Source organism: Streptomyces sp. ISL-94 (genome assembly GCF_018614075.1).
Taxonomy (GTDB): domain Bacteria; phylum Actinomycetota; class Actinomycetes; order Streptomycetales; family Streptomycetaceae; genus Streptomyces.
Genome location: NZ_JAGGOZ010000029.1, coordinates 143470 through 166909 on the forward strand (window position 1 = coordinate 143470; position 23440 = coordinate 166909).

19 protein-coding genes and 1 pseudogene are annotated in these 23440 nt (G+C 76.1%); 10 read left to right on the forward strand and 10 right to left on the reverse strand.

The window, feature by feature from the left end; all coding sequences use genetic code 11:
• The first annotated feature begins 65 nt into the window (after nucleotides 1–65).
• The 3 genes from J7E94_RS12040 (at nucleotide 66) to J7E94_RS12050 (ending at nucleotide 2854) form a co-directional block, all read left to right on the forward strand.
• Nucleotides 66–1127: a type III polyketide synthase gene (locus J7E94_RS12040; protein WP_215014806.1), complete on the forward strand. Its 1062-nt coding sequence runs from the start codon at nucleotides 66–68 to the stop codon at nucleotides 1125–1127.
• Between the two features lie 144 nt (nucleotides 1128–1271).
• Nucleotides 1272–1826, forward strand: a complete 555-nt coding sequence (locus tag J7E94_RS12045; RefSeq protein WP_215014873.1) for an isoprenylcysteine carboxyl methyltransferase family protein — start codon at nucleotides 1272–1274, stop codon at nucleotides 1824–1826.
• Nucleotides 1823–2854 carry an NAD(P)/FAD-dependent oxidoreductase gene (locus J7E94_RS12050; RefSeq protein ID WP_215014808.1) on the forward strand — a complete coding sequence of 344 codons (1032 nt, stop codon included), beginning with the start codon at nucleotides 1823–1825 and terminating at the stop codon, nucleotides 2852–2854. The genes J7E94_RS12045 and J7E94_RS12050 overlap by 4 nt, the downstream gene beginning before the upstream one ends.
• Nucleotides 2855–2905: 51 nt before the next feature.
• On the opposite strand, the gene J7E94_RS12055 is transcribed toward J7E94_RS12050, so the two are convergent.
• Nucleotides 2906–3499 (reverse strand): hypothetical protein, encoded by a 594-nt coding sequence (locus tag J7E94_RS12055; protein WP_215014811.1) that lies wholly within the window; start codon nucleotides 3497–3499, stop codon nucleotides 2906–2908.
• Nucleotides 3500–3675: 176 nt separating this feature from the next.
• Between J7E94_RS12055 and J7E94_RS12060 the strand changes: the two genes are divergently transcribed.
• Nucleotides 3676–5295: a carboxylesterase/lipase family protein gene (locus J7E94_RS12060; protein ID WP_251056508.1), complete on the forward strand. Its 1620-nt coding sequence runs from the start codon at nucleotides 3676–3678 to the stop codon at nucleotides 5293–5295.
• On the opposite strand, the gene J7E94_RS12065 is transcribed toward J7E94_RS12060, so the two are convergent.
• Nucleotides 5279–5899 carry a hypothetical protein gene (locus J7E94_RS12065; RefSeq protein WP_215014813.1) on the reverse strand — a complete coding sequence of 207 codons (621 nt, stop codon included), beginning with the start codon at nucleotides 5897–5899 and terminating at the stop codon, nucleotides 5279–5281. The two genes, J7E94_RS12060 and J7E94_RS12065, sit on opposite strands and share 17 nt — an antisense overlap.
• Before the next feature lie 72 nt (nucleotides 5900–5971).
• Between J7E94_RS12065 and J7E94_RS12070 the strand changes: the two genes are divergently transcribed.
• Entirely contained in the window at nucleotides 5972–6526 is a 555-nt protein-coding gene (locus tag J7E94_RS12070) for an HAD domain-containing protein (protein WP_215014815.1), read from the forward strand.
• Here the strand turns inward: J7E94_RS12070 and J7E94_RS12075 are convergent.
• Genes J7E94_RS12075 through J7E94_RS12095 form a run of 5 tightly spaced genes read right to left on the reverse strand, consistent with a single transcriptional unit; the run spans nucleotide 6445 to nucleotide 19112 of the window.
• Nucleotides 6445–8220, reverse strand: a complete 1776-nt coding sequence (locus tag J7E94_RS12075; protein WP_215014877.1) for an SWIM zinc finger family protein — start codon at nucleotides 8218–8220, stop codon at nucleotides 6445–6447. The two genes, J7E94_RS12070 and J7E94_RS12075, sit on opposite strands and share 82 nt — an antisense overlap.
• Nucleotides 8221–8225: 5 nt before the next feature.
• Nucleotides 8226–12086, reverse strand: coding sequence for a DUF5682 family protein (locus J7E94_RS12080; protein WP_215014817.1), 3861 nt, complete (start codon nucleotides 12084–12086; stop codon nucleotides 8226–8228).
• Nucleotides 12083–13249 (reverse strand): AAA family ATPase, encoded by a 1167-nt coding sequence (locus J7E94_RS12085; protein WP_215014818.1) that lies wholly within the window; start codon nucleotides 13247–13249, stop codon nucleotides 12083–12085. The genes J7E94_RS12080 and J7E94_RS12085 overlap by 4 nt, the downstream gene beginning before the upstream one ends.
• 35 nt (nucleotides 13250–13284) lie before the next feature.
• Nucleotides 13285–18192, reverse strand: a complete 4908-nt coding sequence (locus tag J7E94_RS12090; protein ID WP_215014819.1) for a DNA-binding protein — start codon at nucleotides 18190–18192, stop codon at nucleotides 13285–13287.
• Nucleotides 18193–18245: 53 nt separating this feature from the next.
• Nucleotides 18246–19112: a DUF4132 domain-containing protein gene (locus J7E94_RS12095; RefSeq protein ID WP_215014820.1), complete on the reverse strand. Its 867-nt coding sequence runs from the start codon at nucleotides 19110–19112 to the stop codon at nucleotides 18246–18248.
• 202 nt (nucleotides 19113–19314) lie between these two features.
• Here J7E94_RS12095 and J7E94_RS12100 point away from each other — a divergent pair, with 202 nt between their 5' ends.
• Nucleotides 19315–20043, forward strand: a complete 729-nt coding sequence (locus J7E94_RS12100; RefSeq protein WP_251056509.1) for an HNH endonuclease family protein — start codon at nucleotides 19315–19317, stop codon at nucleotides 20041–20043.
• Nucleotides 20040–20321 carry a hypothetical protein gene (locus tag J7E94_RS12105; RefSeq protein WP_215014821.1) on the forward strand — a complete coding sequence of 94 codons (282 nt, stop codon included), beginning with the start codon at nucleotides 20040–20042 and terminating at the stop codon, nucleotides 20319–20321. Before J7E94_RS12100 ends, J7E94_RS12105 begins: the two co-directional genes overlap by 4 nt.
• An 81-nt stretch (nucleotides 20322–20402) precedes the next feature.
• Here the strand turns inward: J7E94_RS12105 and J7E94_RS12110 are convergent, their stop codons facing one another.
• Nucleotides 20403–20936 carry a GNAT family N-acetyltransferase gene (locus tag J7E94_RS12110; RefSeq protein WP_215014822.1) on the reverse strand — a complete coding sequence of 178 codons (534 nt, stop codon included), beginning with the start codon at nucleotides 20934–20936 and terminating at the stop codon, nucleotides 20403–20405.
• Nucleotides 20937–21313: 377 nt separating this feature from the next.
• Between J7E94_RS12110 and J7E94_RS12115 the strand changes: the two genes are divergently transcribed.
• The 3 genes and pseudogenes from J7E94_RS12115 to J7E94_RS12125 all read left to right on the forward strand — a co-directional run bounded on the left by J7E94_RS12115 (nucleotide 21314) and on the right by J7E94_RS12125 (nucleotide 22420).
• Entirely contained in the window at nucleotides 21314–22060 is a 747-nt protein-coding gene (locus J7E94_RS12115) for a VOC family protein (RefSeq protein WP_215014881.1), read from the forward strand.
• A 34-nt stretch (nucleotides 22061–22094) separates the two neighbouring features.
• A pseudogene (locus tag J7E94_RS12120) lies at nucleotides 22095–22199 on the forward strand (DUF2975 domain-containing protein); the annotation flags it as partial.
• Nucleotides 22199–22420, forward strand: a complete 222-nt coding sequence (locus J7E94_RS12125; protein WP_215014824.1) for a helix-turn-helix transcriptional regulator — start codon at nucleotides 22199–22201, stop codon at nucleotides 22418–22420. The pseudogene J7E94_RS12120 and the gene J7E94_RS12125, both read left to right, overlap by 1 nt.
• A gap of 51 nt (nucleotides 22421–22471) precedes the next feature.
• Here the strand turns inward: J7E94_RS12125 and J7E94_RS12130 are convergent, their stop codons facing one another.
• Both J7E94_RS12130 and J7E94_RS12135 read right to left on the reverse strand, forming a co-directional pair.
• Nucleotides 22472–22708 carry a hypothetical protein gene (locus tag J7E94_RS12130; RefSeq protein ID WP_215014826.1) on the reverse strand — a complete coding sequence of 79 codons (237 nt, stop codon included), beginning with the start codon at nucleotides 22706–22708 and terminating at the stop codon, nucleotides 22472–22474.
• Between the two features lie 101 nt (nucleotides 22709–22809).
• A complete protein-coding gene (locus J7E94_RS12135; protein WP_215014828.1) occupies nucleotides 22810–23307 on the reverse strand; it encodes a pyridoxamine 5'-phosphate oxidase family protein in 498 nt (165 codons plus the stop codon).
• Between the last annotated feature and the right edge of the window lie 133 nt (nucleotides 23308–23440).

The window sequence follows — 23440 nt, forward strand, 5'->3', positions numbered from 1 at the left end:
ATGTGACGCCGCGCCCGGTGTGCCTGATTCATAACGATGTGTCAGTTGTTTTCTATGGTGAATCAATGACACGTGTCCTGGCAGTGAGCAGCGTGTTCCCGCCCCATCGCCACCGGCAGTCCGAGATCACGGCAGCGCTGGCGCGCTTCCTGCCGCCCGGCGCCGACAGGGCCCTGCTGCACCGGGTCCACGCCTCCGTCCGGGTGGAGTTCCGGCATCTCGCACTCCCGCTGGAGCGGTACGGGCCCTCGAACGACTTCGGCGCGACGAACAGCCTCTTCCTCGAGGGGGCCCTGGAGCTCGGCGCCCGGGCCCTCGCCCGCGCCCTGGCCGACGGCGGCCTGCCGGCCCGGGAGCTGGACCTCGTCATGTCGACGACGGTGACCGGGCTCGCGACCCCCTCGCTGGAGGCCCGCCTCGCCGAGCACGCCGGTCTGCGCCCGGCCGTCAAGCGGGTGCCGCTCTTCGGCCTCGGCTGCGCGGCCGGCGCGGCGGGGGTCGGCCACCTCCACGACTACCTGACGGGCCGGCCCGGCCACGCGGCGCTGCTCCTGTCCACCGAACTCTGCTCGCTCACCCTTCAGCCCACGGACACCTCGATGGCAAACCTGGTGGCCGGGGCCCTCTTCGGCGACGGGGCGGGCGCCTTGCTGGCGGTGGGCCGCGACCACCCCCTGCACGCCGCCGGAGCCGGACCCGAGGTGGTGGCCGCGCGCAGCCGCCTCTACCCGGGCACCGCCCACCTGCTCGGCTGGGACATCGGCCACTGGGGCATGCGCATGGTCCTCGGCCGCGAACTCCCGGACCTGGTCAGGCTGCACGTCGCCGAGGAGATCGAGACCTTCCTCGCCGCGCACGACCTCAAGCCCGCGGACGTCGACGCGTGGATCTGCCATCCGGGCGGCCCGAAGATCCTCGACGCGCTCGCGGACGCGCTGGGGCTGCCCGAGCCGGCCTTCGCGGCGAGCCGGCGCTCCCTGGCGGCCGTCGGCAACCTCTCCTCCGCCTCGGTCCTGCACATCCTGGGAGGCATCCAGACCGCAGGACCGCCGCCGCCGGGCTCGGTCGGGCTGATGCTCGCCTTCGGGCCCGGCTTCGCCTCCGAACTCGTCCTGCTCCGCTGGTGACCGACGACTGGTGATCGCATGCCCCTGCTCATGTCCATGCCCCTCTCCGTGCCCCTCTCCGCGTCCCCCTCGGTGCCCCTCTCCGGGCCCGTGAGCCTCGCCCTGCCCGTGTCCCTCTCCGGACTCGAGGCCATGCCCCCCTCCATGGCCTTGTACCTGCTGCTCATCGGCCTCGTCGCCGTCGAGCGGCTCGCCGAGCTGACCACCGCCCGCCGCCACAGGGCGTGGAGCCTGGCCCAGGGCGGCCGCGAGTACGGCCGCGGCCACTATCCGGCCATGGTCGCCCTGCACACCGCACTGCTGGTGGGCTGTGTGGTGGAACCCTGGGCCGCCGACCGGCCGTTCGTGCCCGTGCTCGGCTGGTCGGCCCTCGCCCTGGCCGTGGCGGCCCAGGCCCTGCGCTGGTGGTGCATCGCCACCCTCGGACCGCGCTGGAACACGCGGGTGCTCATCGTGCCCGGACTGCCGCTGGTGGAGGCGGGGCCGTACCGGCTGCTGCGCCACCCCAACTACGCGGCGGTCGTCGTGGAGGGGTTCGCGCTGCCGCTCGTGCACAGCGCCTGGCTGACCGCGCTCGGCTTCACCGTGCTCAACCTGGTGCTGCTGCGCGTCCGGATCGGCTGCGAGGAGTCCGCGCTGACGGACGGCGGGCGCCTGCGCGCGCCCGCCTCCGTGCCCGCGGCGGGCTCCCGGCGGTGATCGACCTGCTGATCGCGGGCGGCGGCCCGGCCGGGCTGGCCACCGCCATCCACGGCGCCCTGGCCGGTCTGGAGGTCGTGGTCGTGGAGCCGCGGCCCACCCCGATCGACAAGGCCTGCGGGGAGGGCCTGATGCCGGGTGCGGTACGCCGCCTGCGGGAGCTCGGCGTGACCGTGTCCGGGCAGCCCTTCCACGGCATCCGCTACGTCGACGGGGCGGGCGGGCGGCACGCGGACGGGCTGTTCCGCTCCGGCCCCGGGCTCGGCGCCCGCCGGACGGTGCTCCAGGCCGCGCTCGCCGGACGCGCCGCCCAGCTGGGCGTACGGGTGGTCCGCCGGCGCGTCGAGGAGGTCCGCCAGGACGCCCGGTGCGTGGAAGCCGCCGGCCTCACGGCGCGCTACCTCGTCGCCGCGGACGGACTGCACTCCCCCATCCGGCGCGGTCTCGGCCTGGCCGCGCCGCCTCTGCCCGGCCGGCCGGCGCGCTACGGCCTGCGCCGCCACTACACCGTCGAACCGTGGAGCGACCTGGTCGAGGTCCACTGGTCGGCCCGCTGCGAGGCCTACGTCACCCCGCTCGGGCCCGACCGGATCGGAGTGGCCGTCCTGACCGCGGATCGCGCGGCCTTCGACGTCCAGCTCGCCCGTTTCCCGCTGCTGGCGGCCCGGCTGCCCCCGGCTCCCGGCGCGGCGGTGCGCGGGGCCGGGCCGCTGCGCCAAGGGGCTCGCGTACGGGTGGCGGGGCGGGTGCTGTTCGTCGGGGACGCGGCGGGGTACGTGGACGCGCTCACCGGGGAGGGGCTGACCCTGGCCGTGACGGCGGCGGGCGAGCTGGTGCGCTGTGTGCGGGCGGGCCGCCCGGAGGCGTACGAGCGGGCCTGGCGCGAGCTGTCGCGCAGTTACCGCACGATCACCGCATCCCTGCTGTGGGCGCGTCACCGGCCCCGGCTCGCACGGCGGATCGTGCCGGTGGCGGCCGGGCTCCCGCGCGTGTTCACGGGGGCGGTGAACGTCCTCGCCGGAACATGAAGCGGCACCCCGCGCGGGGGGCGCGGGGTGCCGCTTCGCTTCACGGCTCGGTCAGGCCGAGTCTTCCTGACGGCTTCTCAGCGCCAGGCCCGCGAGGACGGCGCCGACCGCCGCGCACAGCACCGCGAGGACGCCGGCCCAGGCCTGCGACCCGCCCACCGCCCCGGCCAGGGGGTCGAAGTCCACGGCGCCGCCCAGTACGTGCAGGGCGACGACACCGACGGCCGTGGCAGCCCCGGCCCGCCACACCGTCGTGGTGTCCCGGACCGCCAGCAGCGCGCCCACCCCGAGGCACAGCACCGTGGCGAGGAGGGGCAGGAGGCCGGCGGGCGCCGCGGCCGGCGGGACCGTCAGGTCCCGGGGCAGGTGCAGGGCTCCGCTGACCAGCAGCGCCGGCACCACGGACCAGCGCAGGACGTGCCGCAGCACAGGTGTGCCGGCCGGTTCCGCCGCGGGGCCGGTCATGCGCCCGCGCGGTTCCCTGTACGGGGCGTCGTACAGCTCCCGGTACGGAGGGTCGTACGGCTCCTCGTGCATCTGTACGGGCCGGGTGGGCGGAGCGCCGAGTGCGGCCGGTACGGGGGTGTCGGGGTTCCCTTGGCGGTCCAAATGTTTGTTCGCCGCGAGGGTGATGGGGTCATTCATGAAAAGCTCCGTTCGCCGGCACGCGGGGTCTACACATCGCGCGCCGGTCATCGTGCGTCATGGGAAGCGCACGTTTTGTTACATTTAGGCCCAGTTCCGTCCACTGCGGCATTCGGGGCGGGCAAACGGGGGGCCGCCCTGGGCTCCACGGCGAAAGGGCGTCAACCGTGCCCGACATGAGAACGTTCCGCCGCCGGTGCGTAATGGCACTGCCCGTCGTCCTGCTGCTCGTGGCCGGGGCGGCCGACCCCACCCGGCCCGTCGTGGACACCGACGCCGGGCGGGTGCGCGGGCGGGACCACGGTGCGTACAGCACCTTCGAGGGCATCCCGTACGCCGCTCCCCCGGTCGGCGCTCGGCGCTGGAAGCTCCCGGAGCCGGCGCCGCGCTGGGAGGGCGTGCGCGAGGCGGGCGCTCCCGGCGCGCACTGCGTGCAGCTGCCCGCGGTCGGGCAGGGCGGGCCGAGCGGCTCGGAGGACTGCCTCCACCTCAACGTCACCGCGCCCTCGGGCGGCGCCGGCCGCAGCGGCACGCGGCCGGTCATGGTCTGGTTCCACGGCGGCGGCTTCGTCAACGGCTCGGGCGATCAGTACCGGCCCGAGCGGCCGGCCGTCGCAGGCGACGCCGTGGTCGTGACCGTCAACTACCGGCTGGGTGTCTTCGGCCTCTTCGGCCATCCGGAACTCGGCGGAGCCCCGGACTTCGCCCTCGCCGACCAGCAGGCGGCGCTGCGCTGGGTGCGGGCGAACGTCGGCCGCTTCGGCGCGGATCCGCACAACGTCACCGTGTTCGGCGAGTCGGCGGGCGGCCTCAGCGTCTGCGCGCACCTCACCTCACCTGCCTCGGCAGGCCTCTTCCACCGGGCGATCGTGCAGAGCGGATCGTGCTCGACCACGATGCCTCCGCGGTCCCTGCTGCCCGGCCTCGGCGCCTACGAGCCCTTCGCGCCGCAGTCGCGCACCGTCGCGGACGGCGTCGCGGCGGCGGCCCGGCTCGGCTGCGGCGGCACCCCCGGCACCCCCGGCACCCCCGGCACCCTGAACTGTCTGCGCCGGCTGGACGCGCGGACGCTGGCCACCCCAGAGCTGACGCAGACGTTCTCCACCGTCTCCTACGGCAATGCCCTGCTGCCGCTGCATCCCCGCCGGGCCCTGGAGACCGGACGGTTCCACCGGGTGCCGGTGATACAGGGCACCACCCGGGACGAGATGCGGATCTTCGTCGCTCCGACCCTCGCGGCGGAGCCGATCGGCGGCGAAGCCGCCTACCGGGCCCGCCTGGAGCGGTCCTTCGGCGCCGGCACCGCGCGGGCCGCCGAGGCGGCCTATCCGGTGTCCCGGTACCCGACACCGGCCGCGGCGTGGGCCGCCGTGCTGTCCGACGCCTCGTTCACCTGCCCGTCGCTGCGGGACAGCGGCGCGCTGGCCCGGCACGTGCCGACGTACGCCTACCTGTTCAGCGACCGCGGCGCGCCCAACTTCACCGGCCTGCCAGAGGTGCCGGGTGTGCCGTACGGCGCCTCGCACGGCTTCGAACTGCCCTACCTGTTCACGCTGGCGCCCCTGACGGACGCGCAGCGCGGGCTCGCGGACCGGATGACCGGCTACTGGACGCGCTTCGCCCGGACCGGCGTGCCGGGGGCGGCGGGCGCGCCCGTCTGGCCGCGCTACGGGGCCCCGGGCTCGGTGCTGTCCCTGGCACCGGGACCGGACGGGGTCCGCACGGTGGACGCGCGGGCCGCGCACCACTGCGCCCTCTGGGACGCGCGGTGGCCGGGAGTCACCACTGCTGGGTGAGGACCACCGAGCCGTCCGGGGTGCGGATCGTCACCGTGCCCTTGTCCCCGTAGACCTCGTGCCGCCAGGCGGTGAACAACTCGGCCAGCCGGCGGGCCGCTTCGTCCCTGCGGGCCGCATCCGTGAGGCCGACGTAGAAGGTGGTCTTCGCCTCGCCGATCGCGCTCACCTTGCGGACGCGCGCCTCCCTGACATCGTTCCGGTCCAGGAGGCCGTCGTCGCCCTTGGTGAGGTGCCCGTCGAGGTAGGCCTTGAAGTCCCGGGTCATGTCGAACCAGTCCGCCGAACCACAGGGGCCGCCGCCGTTGGCCATCTCGCCGTCGGTGGGCGGGCCGGCGTAACCGCCGGTCTCCTGATCGGTCGGCGGGCCGGCGTAGCCGCCCGTCTCCTGGTCCGTCGGCGGGCCCGCGTAGGCCCCGCTTCCCTCGTCCGTCGTCTCGTCCGTCGTGTGGTCGAGTCCGCAGTCCGTCGGAGTGAGCGCGGGTACCGGCGCCGGACCCGCCGGCTGTCCCCCGGTGGTGGTCCCGCACGCCGCCAGCAGGGCGCACAGGAGCAGCGCCGGCGCCACTCGCCCGGCCGTCCCGGAAACCGCTCTCTTTGTCACGGTCATCCCCCTTGGCCAGGAAGAGGGCATCGCACCGCTCCCGGTTCCCTTTCCCGGGGCTACGGTGGCGTCATGACCGGTTTCGCCGCGCGTCCGCTGCTGTTCCTCGACGTCGACGGGCCGCTCATCCCGTTCGGCGCGGGCCCGTACCCGGCGCCCGGGGACGACGCCAATCCCCTGCTCGCCCGGGTGGATCCGGCGCTCGGGCCGCGGCTGGCGGCGCTGCCGTGCGAGCTGGTGTGGGCCACGACGTGGGGAGATGAGGCGAACGAGTGTGTCGCGCCCCGCCTCGGCCTGCCGGAGCTGCCCGTGGTGGCCTGGCCGGAGCCCTCCGACGAGGACGGGCGGGGCGGGATCCACTGGAAGACCCCCGCCCTGCTGGCCCACACCGCGGGACGGGACTTCGTATGGCTGGACGACGAGATCACCGGCGCCGACCGGGCCTGGGTGTCCGCCCGGCATCCCGGCCGGGCGCTCCTCCACCGGGTGGATCCCGGCCGGGGGCTCACCGAGGCGGATTTCGGCGTACTGCGGGCATGGTTCGGTCAGCCGGCCCAGGAGGCGGCGACCAGGGAGCGTTCCGCCGCCGCGAGGTGGGTGGCCGACGCCAGCCAGGCCCAGGCGTAGGCGTCGGCCGAGGGGTCGGCGAGGCGGCCGAAGGCGTCGCGCGGACGGCGGTCGGCCTCAGCGGCCAAGGCGGCGGACAGGTCCGCGGCCGCCGTGAGCCCGGCCCGGCGCAGTGGGCCGTTGGCGGCGAGGGGTTCGGTGCCGCGGGCCGCTTCGGCCACCGCGCGCCGGCCGCCCGCGACGCCGGTCTCCAGGAGGCGGCGTACGCGCCACAGCGGGGAGTCGGCGAGCGGGTCGGGGGTGGCCGGTACCCCTTCGGGGGCGGGGTCGGTCTGCCGGGGCGGGAAGTGTGCGCCCTGGAGGCGGTCGTAGCCGAGGTCCGCGCGGTCCAGCCACTCCTCGGGCAGCCGCAGGGTGTAGTCCGCACCCGGTACGGGGCCCACCGCGAGGGGACGCAGGGTGGCGGCCCGGTCCAGGTCGGGGCGGCCGAGGACGCGCAGGCGCAGCCCGGGGTACGAGGCGAGGCGGCGTAGGTTCTCGGTGTGCGCGAGCTCCGGGTGGGGGTGCGCGGGCCGTAGCCGCAGCAGGGGCGCGCCCGGCCGTGCCTCGCGGGCCAGGAGGTGTTCGCCGGCGGCGCCGACGACGGTGACCTCGCAGCCGAGCAGGGCGGGCTCGGCGCCCTCCGGTTCGGCCTGCCGGCGGGCGAAGGCCTCGGTGACCGCCTCGGCCGCGGGGCGGGCGAAGAGGGCCGCGGCAGGCTCCCCGGTCCAGGGCGTACCGCGCAGCGGGGTCGCCCTGACCTCGCGTCCGGCCCCGAGCCGGCCCTCCGCGGAGACGGTCGCGCCGACGATACGCAGGCCACCGCGGGCGAGTCCGGCATGGTCGAGGGTGGCTCCGCCGAGGGCCACGGAGGCCGAACCCGCTCCGCGGGCGCGGGCGAGGCCGCCGGGGCGCACGTCGGAGACCGAGTAGCGGGAGCCGTCCGGGGCGAGGAGGTGGGTGACCACTCCCCCGTATCCGGTGGCGGAGAGCACCGGTTCGCGGCACAGGCCGTACACCTGGAGGCTGCCGCCGGGCGCGTAGGCGCGGCGGGCGGTTCCGGTGAGCGCGGGGGCTGCGGATCCGGTGGCCAGCAGTCCGGCGGTGTGCAGGAGTTCGCGGAACGCCGCGGTGAGGTCGCCGAGCCGCTGGGCGGCCCGCCGGTCCCGTGCCGCGCGCAGGCCCCGTACCACCCGTAGCGCGGCGGCCTCGGCGCGGGGCAGTCCGGCGAGCCGGGCGGTGTGGGCGGCGCGCAGCAGTTCGGCCTGGACCACGGCCCCGCCGGCGGTGACTCCGGCGGCGAGGGCCTCGGCCGCCGCCTGCCAGAGGGCGGCCGCGGCGCCCAGCTGGGCCTCGGTGAGAGCGGCCGGGGCGGCCTGCTCGGCGGACTCGGCCGTCACCGGTTCGGCCCTCGCGGGCGCCCCCTCCGCGAGCGGGGCCGCGCCCAGGGCGGCGGCCCGGTGCAGGCAGCGTGGCGCCAACAGGCAGCTGCACACCGCCTGTTCGGCTGCGCCGATGGATCCCCCGGGGCCCGGGCTCAGGGTGACGACGGCGTCCTCGCCGAAGCGGAGGGTGACGCTGCCGTCCTCCCCACGGACGGCGTTCGCCGCGCAGCTCTCGGTGGCCGCGTCGAGCTTCTTGCGCAGCCGGGCGGTGAGGTTCTCGACGGCTTCGGCGAGCACCTCGGGCGCCACGGGCGGCAGTTGGGGGTGCAGCGGGCTCAACGGGGCTCTCCACGGAGACGGTCGCCCACCCAGCGGGCGAGGGCGAGGGGGCTGAGGGCGGCCACGGGCATGCCCGCGGCGACGAGTTGCCGTGCGACGGGGACCGAGTAGCGGGGCGTGCCCGCGTCGTCGAGCGCGGCGCAGCCCAGCAGGTGGGCGCCCGAGGCGGCGAGTGCGCGGACCTCGCCGAGGAGGCCGCCGATCGGGGCGCCCTCCTCGAAGTCGCTGACCACGACGACGAGGGTGCGGCTCGGGACGGTGATGAGGGAGCGGGCGTGGGCGAGGCCGGCGGCGATGTGCGTACCACCGCCGACGCGGACCTCCAGGAGGAGGGAGAGCGGGTCCTCGACCCGGGCGGTGAGGTCCATGACCTGGGTGGAGAAGGCGAGGAAGTGCGTGGAAAGGGTGGGTACGCCGCCGAGCACGGCCGCGGTCAGCGCCGACCAGATGACGGAGGCCTCCATGGAGCCGGAGACGTCGACGACCAGGATCAGCCGCCAGTCGGCCTCACGGCTCGCCCGGGTGCTGAAGACGGGGCGCTCCGGGACGACGACCACGCTGCCGTCGGGCTTTCGCCGGGTGTGGGCGAGGTTGGCGCGCAGGGTGCGGGCCAGGTCGAGGCGGCCGCCGGGGCGGCGGGTGGGGCGGGGGGTGGCGAGGCCCGAGAGGGCGGGGCGCAGCCGGGTGGCGAGCTCCTTGGCGAGTTCGTCGACCAGCCGCCTCACCAGCGGGCGCAGGCGGGCGAGTTGGGCTTCCGGCATACCGCCGGCCAGGGACAGGACGGAGCTGAGCAGTTCCACGGAGGGCCGTACGGCCGCAGGGTCGAGCTGGGTCAGTACGTCGGTGCGGCCCGCTTCGGCCGCTCCGGCCAGCACTTCTTCCCGTACGTCGGCGCCGAAGAGGGCTTCCAGCTCCTCGGACCACTCGCGGGCGGTGGGGAAGGAGGCCTCCTGGCCGCCGCCCTGTCCGGGCCCCCGGCCGCCGTCGAGGTCGCCGGCGCCCTCGCCGCGACCGGCGCCGTACAGCTCGTCGAGCGCGTGGGCGTAGCGGCGGGCGCCGGCGGGGAGCCGGTCGCGCTCGCGGCCGAGCAGGAGCCGCCAGCGGTCGGCGGGGGCGAGCCGCCGCCCTGTGGGGGCGGACGGCCGTCGCGGGGCATCGGGGGCCTCCGGCACCGGAGCCGGCGCCGGCGCCCCGGGCAGCGGGAGGTCCTTGAGCGCGGCGAGGCCGGCGGCGTCGGCGGCGGCCCAGAGGGCGAGCAGCGCGGCCGGTGCGTCGAGCCCGAGGTCGATGCGGTCGCCGAGCCGCTCGGTGACGGTGTCGAGCAGCCGGCCGCGCGCGGCGGGGGAAAGAGCGTCGAAGCCGCCGCGCAGAGCGGGGAGGCGGTGGAGGAAGTCCTCGTCGGCGAGGTGCTCGACGCGGTCGAGGAGCGGGGTGAGGGCGGCCGGGGAGGACTGGAGGAGCGGCCCGGCGGCGGTGAGGAGTCCGCCGAGCCGGCGGGCCAGGGCACGCCGGCTGTCGGGGGCGGTGGCGCTGTCGAGCCATCCGGCGGCGCGGTCGCCGAGGCGGGCGGCGGGGTCGAGGTCGAGGAGGACGCGCACGGCGAGGGCCGCGCCCTGCATCAACGGGGATCCGGAGGCGGCCAGTTCGGTGAGGGCCGCGTCGGTGCGCAGGCCCAGGTGGCGGGCGGCGGCCCGGTCGGCGAGGGCCACGAGGGCGCCGGCGTCGGCGGGGTCGTCGCTGCCGGCGAGACCGGGCAGGGAGCGTACGGCCGCTTCGAGCAGGTCGCCGGTGAGCGTGCCGGCGGTGGCCCGCGCGGCGGGCGAGGCACCGGGGAGGTGCCCGCGCCGCAGGGCCTCCACCAGGTCGAGTGCGTCGAGGAGTTCGGGCAGGGTCGCGGCCTGCGGCAGGGCGGTGGCCGCCTCGTGCAGGCGTACGTCGACCAGCGCGGGCAGATCGCACCGTGCGGCCGCGGCCAGCCCGGCGAGGATCTGGGCCGGGGTCGGCCCGCCCTCGGCGGCGGCGCGGCGCGCGGTGTCGCGCAAGGTTCCGGCGGCCGCCTGTTCGGCGGTGACCCCGCGGACCCCGGCGAGGTCCAGCCGGGCGGGGACCGAAGGCGTCCAGGACAGCCGCCACTTGGTGCCGAGGGCGGTGGCGTCGCCGGTGGCGGACACCGCGAGGGGTTCCCCGTAGGACGCGCCGCAGACGAGGAGCCGCTGGAGCAGCACCTCGCGGCGGGCGTCGAGCGCGGAGCGCAGCGGGTCGAGGCGGACCTCGCGGGAGGCGGGGTCGTCGGGGCCGGGCAGGCGCAGTTCCGCCACCTCGGCCTCGACGGAGGGGCCGAGGCCTGATCGGGGGGCGTGCGGGGTGAGCCGCCCGCGTGCGGTGCCGACGAGCACGGCCTCCAGGGCCCGGGCCAGGGCCCGGCCGCGGCCGAGCGGTTCCCCCTGGCCCAGGACGGTGGTGACGGCCTCGATGAGCTCGCCGCGGCCGGGCGCGGGGAGCCCGCGCAAGGCGCCGAGGTCACAGGCGAGCCGCAGCGTCTCGGCGGCCTCACCGGTACCGGCGGTGTGCCCGGCGCGGCGCAGCTCCCGGCACACGCCGGTGACGGCGACGGAGGCCGCCTCCCGCAGCCGCCCGGGATCGCCGGCGGCTTGCAGCACGGCCTGCTGCCAGAGCGGGTCCCGAATCCCGGCGGGGTAGCCGGAGCGGGAGTCGAGCAGGTCGAAGGAGTACGGCACGAAGGAGGTGACGACCTCCCCTTCGCCCCGCCCCTCGCCTGCCCGTCCGCCTGCGGCGGGCACCAGACCGGGGCCACCGGGGGCGGTACTGCCGGCAGCGGGCGGCGTCGGAAGCCTGCCGCCCCCACCGCGACCGCCAGGTGAAGCACCGTCGGCGGCGGGCGCCGGATCCGGCTCACCGCGGCCCCCGGCGCGGGCGCCGCCGGCAGCGGGCGCGGTCGGCGACTCGCCGCCCCGGCCAGGGGCGACGCCCGCGGCCGCAGCCGCACCGGCACCCGCCCGCCCATCGGCGGCGGCGGGCACTGCGCCGTGGTCGGCCGGAGTGGAACCCGCAGGGGCGGGCGGAGCGAGGGCCGGTGCGTGGAAGGCCCCGATCACCGCCGCCACGCGGCGGCCGGCGGCGGAGGCGGTCGCGATCACCTCGCGCATGTGGGCCTCACGGGCCAGGTCCCGTCCCGGGACGGCCGCGGCGTCCGCGCGCAGGGCCCAGCCGACGCCGAGCGCCGCACGGCGTACCGCTTCCGGGGAACAGCCGGGTGCGAGGACCTCGACCGCACGGTCCCACAGGTCGTCGCCGTCGCGCCCCGTGCCGGCGGCGGTGAGCGCATCCGCGAAGGAACCGCCGCCCCGCCGTTCCGGGCGTGCGCCGGAAACCAGGCCTGAGCCCGGCTGGGAGCCGGCGTCCCCGCCCCGCGCCGCGGCCGGAGCCGGGATCGGGACGACGTCCGCGGTCGGGGTCGCGGCATGCCCGTCGCCGGTCCAGCCGGCGTCGGACAGCGGGAGGTCGCAGCAGAGGACGGCCGCGCCGGTGCGGCGGGCCCAGCGGATGGCGGCCAGTTCCGGGGAGAAGTCCGCGAACGGGTAGAACGCCAGGCGGCCGTCCGCGCCCGAGCCCGCCAGGGCGACCGGGGCGACGGTCTCGGGGTCGGCCAGGTGCTCGATCCACGGCTGGAAGTCGGCCGGCAGCTCGACGCAGACCACCTCGGCGCCGGCGGCGTCCAGCAGCGCCGGGACCACCGCGGCCAGCGCGGGGCTGTGGTGGCGTACCCCCAGCAGGTACGGCGTGCGGGACGCGGCGAGCGCGTCGACGGCGGCCCGCGGATCGGTCGTCGGCGTCACCGCAGGCTCCCGCGCAGGTCCCACAGGCGGCGCCACATGGCCGAGCCGTCCTCGGCCCGGCGGCGGACCGGGCCGTCCCAGTACCCGAGCAGCCGCCCGTGGTCGGCCGGGTCGTCCTTCCGTACGACACCCAGCAGGTGCCCCGGCAGCAGGTCCAGCACGTCCCCGCCGGGCAGGTAGGCGGCCGAGACCCCCAGGGAGGCCGCCACCTGCACGGCCTCGGCGGTGGACATGACGGTGCCCGGCCGTTCCACGTCCCAGCCCTCGGCGGAGCGCCCGGAGCGCAGGTCCCGGAAGACGGTGACGAGCGCGTCGAGCACGGCGTCGTCGACCCCGAAGGCCGCTCCCGCCCGTTCCACGGCCGCCACCGCCTGGCGGCGGATCAGCGTGGCCTCCGCGTCCGCGTCGGCGATCGGGGCGACCGTCTCGAAGTTGAAGCGCCGCTTGAGGGCGGCGGACATCTCGGAGACTCCGCGGTCGCGCAGGTTGGCGGTGGCGATGACGGTGAAGCCGGGGGCGGCGGGGACCACCGCGTCCTCGGTGGCGGTCAGTTCGGGCACGCTGACGCGCCGGTCGGACAGGATCGACACGAGCGCGTCCTGGACCTCGGGCAGGCAGCGGGTGATCTCCTCGACGCGGGCGACCCGCCCGGTGCGCATGGCGGAGAGCACCGGGGAGTCGACCAGCGCCTGGCTCGTGGGGCCCTGCGCGAGCAGCAGCGCGTAGTTCCAGCCGTAGCGGAAGGCGTCCTCCGTCGTGCCCGCCGTGCCCTGCACGGTCAGCGCGCTGGTGCCGCAGACGGCGGCGGCCAGCAGTTCGGAGAGCATCGACTTGGCCGTGCCGGGCTCGCCGGTGAGCAGCAGGCCGCGCTCTCCGGCGAGGGTGACCACGCACCGCTCCACGAGGGCGCGTTCGCCGACGAACTTGGGGGCGATGGCCAGTTTGGCCGGCAGTCCGGCCCGGCGGCGCCCCGGCAGGACGAGTTCGGTGCCGTCGCTGCCGCACACGAAGGTGACGACGGCGCGCGGGGTGAGGGCCCAGCCGGGCGGGCGGGGGCCGGGGTCCTGGGCGGCGAGGAAGGCGAGTTCGGCGGCGTACCGCTCCTCCGCGGGGAGTACCTGCCGGGCCGCGGCGGGGGCGGCTGCTTGTTCGGTGACGGTCATGACGGTCCTTTGCGGTACGGGTAGGGATGCGGTGGTCAGCGGCGGCGCGGACGGGTGCGCTTCACCTTGAGCTCCTCGAAGCGCGGTACGTCGCCCTCGCGGACCCGCTGCCAGGCCCGCCGGTAGAGGTCCGCGGCCGGTTCGCCCGGGAGCAGCACCCCGCAGACCGGACCGGCGCCCGCGATGAGCCCGTACATCGGGAGCTTCCACTGCTCCACCGGGAGGACGGGGGCGGACATGTCGGCCCAGCCGCCCGGCAGGAACAGCGTGCGCCCGGCCCGGCTGCGGTCGGCCGTCACCACGAGCTCGGTGGCGGCGAGTCCGGCACGGGCCGCCTTGAGGCGGGCCGGCTTCCAGCCGGTCCAGCGCGCGGTGTTGCGGTCGGTGGGGTCGGGCATGGCGAGCAGCGCGAGGTACAGGGCGGCCGCGTCTGCGCCGAGGCCGTACGCGGCGCAGACCTCCGCCACCACCTCGGGCACGGAGCGGGTCGGGTCCTGGGGCCACCACGTGCCGTCCGCGTCGGTGGTGCCCGCCGCCGGGGCGCCGGGGTCGGCGAGGAGCGCGGCGAAGCGGGGGTCGTGGGCGGCCCGCAGCGCCGCTTCCAGGCCGCCGATGCCCTGGTCGGCGCCCCGCAGCAGCGGCAGGTACGGGTCGGAGCCGGTGGAGTCGAGCAGGGCCGGGCGCAGGGCGGGCCGGGGGCTGTTGTCGCGGGTCGGCAGGACGACCGCGCCGTACCGCTCGTAGGTCCCGGTGGTCTCGGTCGGCGTGCCGGCGGCCTTGCGGAAGTCGGGCAGGCTGATGAAGTTCCCGGAGCTCAGGAGCAGTTCGGGCGCGGCGAGCCGCTGGCGTACGGCAGTCAGCGCGGGCGGCAGGGCCGCTCGTACGGGGTCGCCGGCGGGCAGCCGGTGCGCCAGCCACGCGGCCGTGGCCAGGGCCGCGCACAGGACGGAGCCGGTGAAGGGTTCCCCGGTGGGCTCGGCGGTCTCCGCGTGGTCGCCGCTGACGGTCCACGCCACGTCGGTGGAGAGCGTAGGCGAGGCGGCAGGGTCGAGCAGTGCGGCGAGGGCCCGGTGGGCGGGCCAGCCGCCGCGGACGGCGCGCGCCGCCTCGGAGGCCAGCCAGTCGGGTACCGGCGTACGGCGGCCCACGCGCCGGTTCCACTCCTGCGCGGCGGCAGCCGCGTCGGGGCCGTCGCTCCACAGCCGGGCCGGGTCGGCGGGCAGCAGGGCGGCGACCACAGCGCGCCGGACCTCGGGGTCGAGGAGCTTGAGCTCGTCGCGCGCCGATGCCGCCTCGGCGGCTTTGAGCCCGAGGGTGGCGCGCAGCTCGGTGGGCAGGAAGTTGCGCTGCCAGGCGTCGATGTGCGGAAGTCCCGCGACGACGAGCCGGGCGAGGGCGCCGGAGACCCCGGTGAGGCGGGCGAACTCCTCGGCGGCTTCGGGGTGGAAGGGCGCCGGGCCGTGTGCGGCGGCCGCGCCGAGGAAGGCGGCCAGCCAGCCGGGGCCGCGCTCGCGGTCGCCGAGCGGGGCGTCGCCGCGCGCCGTGTAGGGGCCGGGGACGGCGAAGCGGCCTGCGGGGTCGTGGAGGAGGGCGCCGAACTCGTGCCCGTCGGGGACGGACTGGCTGTGCTCGGTCAGGGCGAGGGCGGCGCCGCCGCCGAGCGGGAGCACGCAGCGGTGGGCGAGGTTGCGCTCGCGGCCGTCGGGGGTGGTCAGGTGGCGCTGGTCGAGGTGGAGCATGACCCGGCGCCAGCGGGCGGCGGATCCCCCGGCGGAGCCCAGGCCGAGGGCGTCCACCGAGCCGAGCAGGGTGAGCAGGGCGGCCCGCTGCTCGTCGGTGACGCCGAGGGTGACGGCGCGGTAGGCGACGGCGGCGGGCTGGTCGAGCAGCGGTGTCCACGGCACGCTGGAGTACGGCGCGGCGGGAACGTCGAAGTGGAGCCGGCCGGGCACGGCGGCGGCGCCGGTGTCCGCGCAGGCGATGGCGAGGTCGCGCAGCGTTCGGTGGGCGGTGTCGTTGTCCGCGCCCCAGCGGTAGTAGCCGGAGTCGAGGATGCCGGCCAGGGCTTCGGCGATCAGACGGTCGGCGGGGCCCTGTTCGGGCTCCTCGGCGGGGCGGTCGGACGGCCGGAGGCGGTCGGCGACCGCGTCCAGGGCCTTCTGCTGGGCAAGGGTGAAGCGGAGCACCTCGATGATGCCGCCGATCAGCTGGGGGGCGGTCACCGGCGGCAGGGCAGCGCTCACCACGCCGGGCAGGTCGGCGGACTTCTCGGTGGCGGCGGCCGCCTTGAGCAGGTCGGCGACGGTCTCCCGGTCGGCGGTGCGCAGCGCGGCCGAGCCCTCGGTGTCGCGCGGGCGCAGGGCGTACCAGTGGGAGAGCGGCGGCAGGTCCACGCTGCCCGTCGCGAAGGCGGCCCGGCCGTGGTGGTCGCCCCGCGACCGGGCGGTGACCACACCGTCCGGGTCGCTGATGCTGAGCTCGCGCCACTGCTGGGACAGGGCGCGCGGCCGGTCGTCCCCGGGGAAGGCGAGTGCCGCGACCGGCATGTCGCGTCCTTCGGGCACGGTGACGCTGCGGCCCCCGGTGTCGGAGCCGTGCCAGCCGTGGCCGGGGAGGCGTACGGCACGCCAGCCGAGCACGCCGTCGGCGGGGGCGCCCAGTACCGAGCCCGGCACCGTGGGCGTCGGGCGCAGCCAGGCGCTGTGCGCCGGGAGCACGGCGGTCTCCGGGTGGCCGTGCAGGGCGTCGGCGAGGAAGGCGGGCTGGGAGAGCCGGCCGTAGGAGGAGCTCGCGGGATCGTACTCGCACCAGCCGCGCTCGCTCTCCGCGTCCCGCTGCTGCCACACCCAGTACGAGGTGCCGTCGGACAGCACGGCCCGCTCGGCCGGCAGCTTGGTGTCGCCGCGGTGCAGGACGCCGGCGCCGGTGGCGCGGCCGCCGTCCGGCAGCGGCAGCGTGGCGTGCTCGGAGCGCAGCGACCAGTGGTTGCGGTCGGTGTCCAGGGTGAGCACGGTGCCGGGTGACGTGTGCCAGTAGCCCTGGGTCTCGCCGGTGGACCAGGAGGACCAGAAGACCAGCAGTTCGCCGTCGACGTAGTGGAATCCCAGGTGGTGCCCGGAGCCGGTCGGCACGCGCAGGTCGTGGGTGAGGACGGTGGAGTCGGCGTCGATGACCCGGACCTGGGCCTGGTTGGCGACGATCAGGTACGGCCAGGCCTCCGCCACGGTCAGGCCCTGCCGGCCCTGGGCGGGGCCGAGTTCGGCGACGGCGTTCTCCCAGGCGGGCCAGGCCAGTTCCTCGAAGAGGCCGCCGCGCAGCGTACGGGCGAGGGCTTCGGCGAGGTCGAGGGCGGTGGCGGCGGCCACGTCCTCAGGGGCGAGGGCGAGGGCTTCGGCGGGCAGCCAGGTCAGCCGCCGGATGGCGTCGGGGATGCCCGGCAGCCCGGCGGCGCGGGAGGCGCGGGCGACGCCCCGCATCCACTCGGCCAGCAGCGGGCGTCCGCCGGCCGAGGCGGCGACCGCCCGGACGATGTCGGTGCCGGTGGCGGCGTCTCCGAGGGCGTCCAGCGCGCGGTGGAACGCGGGGTGGAAGCGCTCGTCGGCGGCGAGGGCGAGCAGGTCGCGGCGCCGGTCGGCGCGGGCCCAGTCGCGCAGGTTCAGCTGGTCGTGCCGGTGGCGCCGGTCCGTCGGATCGGGGTCGGCGACGGGAAGGTCCAGGGTGAGCAGCAGATCGAGGAGGTCGGCGTCCTCGACGCCCACGCGCAGGCCCGCTTCCCGGCCGGGGCGGGCGAGTTCGGCACGCAGCCGGGGCGCGCAGCGGGTGACGAGGTCGAGCAGGCCCGGCGGTGTGGGGTGCAGGCCCCAGCCGGCGTGGCGGGCGGTGTGGAAGCGTTCGAGCCAGCCGGCGGCGCCGTCGGCGCACCGCTGCTCGGCGGGCAGGTCCTCGGAGACCAGCCCGGCGGTGGCGCCGGATTCCTCCAGGAGCTCCAGCCACAGGCTGGTGAGCGCGACGCTGTCGCCGCCGCCGGGCGGGGTCAGGGTGAGGAGGGTGCCGCGTACGGCGGGCACCCGCCGGGCGAGCGCGACGAGGGCGCCGCGGTGGGCCTTCCACCAGCCGGTCGCGGCGCGCAGGGTGGCGGGCAGGGGCAGCAGTTCGGCGAGGTAGTCCTGCTCGGGCTCGGTACCCGTGAGGCCCGCGGCGCGGGCGAGGCGGCGCAGCTCGGTGGCGGCCTGCGCGGAGGGCGGCATCCCGCCGGCGGTGCGGCGGACGCACAGGCGGCGGAAGCGCGCGTAGGCCTCGGCGGGGGTGACGCGCAGGGCCAGCTGCTTCCCGTAGCCGGTGAGCACCTTCACCGGCAGGGCGCCGGCCAGGGCGAATTCGAGGAAGACGGCGTCGAGGCGGTCCTCGTCGACGGCCAGCCCGTGCTGGGCTTCGGCGGCGCGGGCACGGCCGAACAGCTGCGCGGCGTAGGTGGTGTTCTCGACGGCGAGGAAGGTGCGGGCGGCCTGCTCGTGGAAGACGGGCAGGAAGTGCGGGACGGAGGCGGCCAGCCGGCCGGCCAGTTCGAGGCAGGCGTCGAGGGCGGCCTTGGGCTTGGTCTTGGCCTGGTGGGCGATCCGGTCGAGTTCGGGGACCACGGCGAGCGCGTGGTGGCCGTCCTCGGGGTGGTGCACGAGGACCCATTCGGGGAAGCCGAGGGCCTGGCGCTGCCCGAGGCCGACCACGGGCGGCTCCCCCTCGTCGAGGACCAGTCCGAGGAAGCCGGCGGCGAGGTCCTCGGCCGGGCCCAGTTCGGCCGCGGCGAGCCGGACGACGACGCGGTCTTCGCCGAGGGCGGGGTGGCGGTAGGCGCGGGCGGTGAGTGCGACGGCGGACGGTCCCGCGTCCTCGGTGCCGCACGGCAGCACGGCGCCGGCCTTGAGCAGCAGTTCGGCCTCGCTCACGCGCGCACCGTTCTTTCCGGTAGTGGTTGTGCCCGTAGAAGTGGTTGTGGCGGTCACGCGTCCTTGCCCTCCTCGATCTTGCGCCCGGCGTACAGCGCTGCGGCCATCCGCATTCCCTCGGACCAGGCCACGGGTCCGACCTCGGCCAGGCGCAGCGCCCGGCCTTCCTCGTCGTGCCAGTTCAGGGCGCCGGTGGTGCTCTCGTCCTCGGAGTAGGGCTCGCCGATCCACACCGCCGCCTCGGTCCCGCGGCCGCCGTCACGGACCTTGCAGGTGGCGTAGCCGCCGGAGACCCGGTAGCCGAGTGCCGTCGCCCGGGCCGCGAGGCTGAAGCGGGTGGGGAAGGCTCCGCCCGCGTAGTCGCGTACCTCGGTGGCGGTGGCGGCGAGCCCTTCGGGCTTGAGCCAGGTGGCGCGGTGGATCTGCTCGACGCGCTGCGCGATGCCCAGTTCGGCCGCGAAGTCCCGTACGTCGTCCAGGTCGGGCAGCAGCACCGGGTGCGGCAGGGTCACCGTGCGCGGGGAGAGCCGTACGGTCTCGCCGTCGAGGTTGACCACCTTCAGCTCACCGGAGTCGGTGGCGTCCCGCAGGAAGCCCGCCTCGTCCGGGTCCTCGCCGACGACGGCCAGGTCGCGCAGGGCGTCCTGCCAGGCCTCGTCGGGCCAGAGCCGGGCGAGCAGCGCCGTCGGCACCGGCAGCGAGGAGACCATCCAGGTGTCCACCTGCGCGACGCAGGCCGCGGCGTGCCGGTCGAGCCATGCGGCGAGCCGGCGCAGCCGGTCCACCTCGGGATGGTCCTTCAGGGCCCGGGGCAGGGTCTTCAACTGCCGTCCCGCCGCCCGGCCGGTGGTGGACCGCGCCGCCACCCGCCCCTCGATCAGGGCGATCTCGTACCCCTCGCCCGCTGCCAGCCATGCCATCAGCCCGTAACCCTTCCCCGCCTGTCCCGACCGTTTTCGCGCAGCCTGACAGCGGGGTCAAAGCCCCCCTGAGCTGCGGTATGCCGGGAGACTAGCGAGAGGTACTGACAACGCCGGGCGGAGGGTGGATGTCCGCTTGATTGTCCGGTTCTGGGTACTGTTCAGGGGACGTTGGCGGCGGATTCGATGGTGGGGTGGGGTCATGGCGCGTCAGATACCGGTGCCCGGTGCGGTCCTGGCGGCGGCGCTGCTGCTGGCGGTGGCCGGCTGTTCCGGCCCGGACGCAGCGGGTGGGGGCGCGGAGACCGGCGCGAGGCCGTCCGCTTCCCGGTCGTCCTCCCCGCCGGCCGACGACGCCAAGCCCACCGGTGGGGACGTGCTGCCGGGCATGGTCAGCACCGCTGTGGCACGCACCCGGCTGGCCGGGCTGAAGGTGGCGCCGGTCGGCACGATGGCCGGGTACAGCCGCGACAAGTTCACGCACTGGGCGCAGCAGGGCAACAAGTGCGACACCCGCGAGGTCGTCCTCAAGCGCGACGGCACCGGTGTCACGCAGGACGCGGAGTGCCGGGCCGTGTCGGGCACGTGGAAGAGCCTGTACGACGGGGTGGCCGTCACCGACGCCGCCGCGATGGACATCGACCACATGGTGCCTCTGGCCGAGGGCTGGCGGTCCGGCGCGGCCGGCTGGGACGCCGCCCGGCGCAAGGCGTTCGCCAACGACCTGACCCGCCCTCAGCTGCTGGCCGTGACCGCCGCCTCGAACCGCTCCAAGGGCGACCAGAGCCCCGACCTGTGGCAGCCGCCGGACCGTGCGAGCTGGTGCCAGTACGGGCGGGCCTGGACCACCGTCAAATCCTCCTACGGCCTGACCGTCACCGAACCGGAGAAGAAGATGCTCACCACCATGCTGGACACCTGCGCGTCATGACCGGGGCGAAGCAGTGGCAGGACGAGGTGCTCGCCGGGCCGGGAGGCGCGATGACCGACGAGGTCGGCGTGATCACCGGTCCGCTCACCCTGCGCACCACCGCGGTCGCCGGGGATCTGGTCCGCTTCGACGTCCAGTACAAGGACGCCGACGAGTGGTACACGCTCACCGGCAGCCCGCTCCCCCACCACGGCGACCCGGCCGCCCTGCACACCGCCGCCGTCGCCGCGATCCGCGCCGGCGGCGCGGCCCAGGCTCCGGGCACCGCACCCGCCTGAGCGCGGCCCGGAGGACAGCGGGCCACCGGCGCGCGGGTGCCGGTGTCCGACCGGCGCCGTCTGTCGACGCCGGCGGCCGGATCAGGCCTCGTACTCCGTGAGGTCGATGCCGTGGATCTGGAGGAGGTGTCCGTAACGGGGGTCCGTGGTGTCGCGCTCCTGCACCATGCCCAGCTTGCGGATCACGTTCTCGGAGTCCTCGTTGCCCGCCCGGTTGATGGCGACGACCCGGTCCAGGCCCCGGTCCTGGAGGGCGAACTCCAGGGTGGCCTGGGCGGCCTCCGAGGCGTAGCCCTGACCCCAGTACTGGCGGCCGAGCCGCCAGCTGATCTCCACGTCCGGCAGCACCTCGGGCAGGTACTCCGGCACCGAGAGGCCGACGACCCCGATCAGCTCGCCGGAGCCCAGGAGCTCGACGGCGAAGAGACCGAAGCCCTCCTCGTCCCACTCCTCCTCCCAGCGCTCGATGGCCTCCGCCGTCTGGTCCAGGTCGAGGACGGAGCCGTCGCCGATCCAGCGCATCACCTCCGGGTCGGCGTTGATCTCCGACAGGGGGACGAGGTCGTCGTCGGTCCAGCGGCGGAGGAGGAGTCGGGGGGTGCGGATCTCGGTCATGCCCCCATCCTGCCGAAATTCGCCGGACCTGCGGTAATCGGCCGCTGCCGCCGGACCGCGGGGTGGCGCGAGGCGGGACCCCACGTCACTTCGAAGCCGTACTCACGTCTTCACGGTGAGGGCCGCCGGATCGCAGGGCGCGTCCTCCCAGCCGCCGGTGCCGGCGCCCGCAGCGCCGGCACCTCCGCCGGCCACGCGTGGGGGCCCGCGGGGCGTCCGGCTTCCGAGATCAGGGGGTGCACCGCCGTGCGGGGGCGCGCTTCGCTCGAAGACCGTCCCGAAAAGGACCAGAATGAGACGGGGACCCCCGAGGGACGGAGCGACTGGTGGAGCTTTCTACGCGCGAGGTCTTCGGGGCCCCGTGCTGGGTGAGTCTGATGGCCCGCGACCTCGCGACGTCACAGCGCTTCTACGGCGCGGTCGCGGGGTGGGCCTTCCGGCCGGCCCGGCTGGGCGAGGCCTTCTCGGTCGCCGAGATGGACGGGGTCCCGGTGGCCGGCATCGGGGCGCTGGCGGGCGACCTGGGGGTCGCGGTGGCCTGGACCCCGTATTTCGCCGTCGACGACGCCGACGTGGCCGTGGACCGCATCCGGGAGCGCACCGGCACCATCGCGGTCGGGCCGGTCTCCTTCCCCACCGGCGGCCGCGCGGCGCTGGTCGCCGATCCGGACGGGGCGGTCTTCGGGATCTGGGAGGGCGCCGTGTCCCGCGACTGGCGGGTGGGCCGGGGCCGGGCGCCTGCCTGGCTGGAGCTGCGCACCAGGAACGCCTTCGACGCGGCGATGTTCTACGGAGCGGTACTGGAGTGGGCCACCGGCCGCACCGGGTGCTGCGAGGTCTCGTACGAGGAGGACCAGGTGGTCCTGAGGCAGGGCGGCGAGCCCGTGGCCCGCCTCAACAGCGGCCCTGTGGAGCTCGCCTCCTACTCCCCGCACACCCGGCCCCGCTGGCACGTCCACTTCCGCGTGCCCCGGCTGAAGCCCGCCGTCGAGGCCGCCGTGTCGCTGGGCGGGCGTACCGTCTCGGACATCACCTCGAACGCCACGGAACGGTGGGTGGCGCTGCGCGACCCGGACGGAGCACTGTTCACGCTCACCACGTCCCTCGCGGCGGACGTGGACTAGGACCACAGCGCGGAGCGCATCCCTCTCCTCGGCTGGAGTCGCACTCGTCGTGTTCGTCCTGCGGATGCTGCTGGCCCAGGCGGTCGCGCGGGACGTCGAGGCGGCGCAGTCGCAGGCAGAGCTGGACGAGGTGATCTGATGCCGATCGCCGTCGACATCGACGTGATGCCGGCCAGGCGGAGGATGTCCGTGGGCGAGCTCGCGGAGCGCGTCGGCATCACGCCCGCGAACCTGGCGGTGCTCAAGAACGGCCGGGCCAAGGCAGTTCGCTTCGCGACGCTCGCCGCGCTCTGCGAGGCACTCGACTGCCGGCCGGGAGACCTGCTCCGCTGGGAACCCGGGGACGGTACGGACGGGTGACGGAACCGGCGGCAACGACAGGCACCGCCCGGCCCGGGCCGCCGAGAGCCCCTAGTGCGGGCGCCAGGTGTACTTGCCGCCGCCCACCCAGCGGACCGCCTCCGGGTCGTCGAGGTCGTGGACGGTGACGCCTGCGGCCGCGGCAACGAAGAGCACGTCCGTCATCGATGTCGCCCTGCCGGCGACTTCCCCGTCGACTTCCACGATGCGAAAGGGCGGGTTGCCGGGATGCACTCTCAGGACGGTGACCCGGGCCGCTGAGATGTACGGACTGGAACTTTCGGTCATGCGCAGACGGTTCCAGGTCGTGGCCTCCGGCGGGCGCGGCGACACGGAGCGAAAGCCGACCGCTTGCGCCCGGCCGCGCGCGTCCCGGCCCTCGCCGGACGTCAGGAGCGTTCGCGTGCCTCCCGCTGCCGGACGAGTTCCTCGACCGCGCTGGGCAGGGTCGTCTCGAAGTCGATCAGCTTCGCCCACGTCGGCGTGACGACGATCCGGACCATGCCGTCGTAGAGCGAACGGACTTCGGTCTCCCACTCGACCCGCTGCTCGGGCGTCATCCGGTAGGACCCGGACGACTGGAGGAACTCCTCCGGAATGCCCTCGACGAGATCCAGCTCGGCCTGGCCGCGGATCAGCAGGATCAACGGCGGGTGCACCTCGGTGTCGATCGTGAGGGCGACCGCGGGGTGGCGCCGCAGGGCCGCGAGCTTCGGGGCGTTCTTCGGTGTGCACATGACGAGTTCCGAGCCGTTCCAGGCGAAGCCGATCGGGACGACCCGCGGCGTGCCGTCCTCGGCGACATAGGCCAGGCGCGTCAGGTCGCGCGCCAGGAGCTCCCGGCTGATCGGGCGGTTCAGAACCTCGGTGACCTCGCTCGGATCCACGGTCAGGCCCCGCCCCTCGCCGGGTCGTCGAGCCCTGCCCGGGCCGCGGCCACCACACCGGCGCTGTCCTCGGAGGTCGTTCCGGCCCTTGCTTCGGTGTCCGCCATGGTGAGCGCCTTCCCGGTCTCCTCGC

What these genes read in the sequence shown, in the direction of transcription:
- J7E94_RS12040 (WP_215014806.1), top strand. Translation starts at nt 66, where the DNA reads ATGACACGTGTCCTGGCAGTGAGCAGCGTGTTCCCGCCCCATCGCCAC.
- J7E94_RS12045 (WP_215014873.1), top strand. Translation starts at nt 1,272, where the DNA reads ATGGCCTTGTACCTGCTGCTCATCGGCCTCGTCGCCGTCGAGCGGCTC.
- J7E94_RS12055 (WP_215014811.1), bottom strand. Translation starts at nt 3,499, where the DNA reads ATGAATGACCCCATCACCCTCGCGGCGAACAAACATTTGGACCGCCAA.
- J7E94_RS12060 (WP_251056508.1), top strand. Translation starts at nt 3,676, where the DNA reads ATGAGAACGTTCCGCCGCCGGTGCGTAATGGCACTGCCCGTCGTCCTG.
- J7E94_RS12070 (WP_215014815.1), top strand. Translation starts at nt 5,972, where the DNA reads ATGACCGGTTTCGCCGCGCGTCCGCTGCTGTTCCTCGACGTCGACGGG.
- J7E94_RS12085 (WP_215014818.1), bottom strand. Translation starts at nt 13,249, where the DNA reads ATGACCGTCACCGAACAAGCAGCCGCCCCCGCCGCGGCCCGGCAGGTA.
- J7E94_RS12095 (WP_215014820.1), bottom strand. Translation starts at nt 19,112, where the DNA reads ATGGCATGGCTGGCAGCGGGCGAGGGGTACGAGATCGCCCTGATCGAG.
- J7E94_RS12100 (WP_251056509.1), top strand. Translation starts at nt 19,315, where the DNA reads ATGGCGCGTCAGATACCGGTGCCCGGTGCGGTCCTGGCGGCGGCGCTG.
- J7E94_RS12105 (WP_215014821.1), top strand. Translation starts at nt 20,040, where the DNA reads ATGACCGGGGCGAAGCAGTGGCAGGACGAGGTGCTCGCCGGGCCGGGA.
- J7E94_RS12110 (WP_215014822.1), bottom strand. Translation starts at nt 20,936, where the DNA reads ATGACCGAGATCCGCACCCCCCGACTCCTCCTCCGCCGCTGGACCGAC.
- J7E94_RS12115 (WP_215014881.1), top strand. Translation starts at nt 21,314, where the DNA reads ATGGCCCGCGACCTCGCGACGTCACAGCGCTTCTACGGCGCGGTCGCG.
- J7E94_RS12125 (WP_215014824.1), top strand. Translation starts at nt 22,199, where the DNA reads ATGCCGATCGCCGTCGACATCGACGTGATGCCGGCCAGGCGGAGGATG.
- J7E94_RS12130 (WP_215014826.1), bottom strand. Translation starts at nt 22,708, where the DNA reads ATGACCGAAAGTTCCAGTCCGTACATCTCAGCGGCCCGGGTCACCGTC.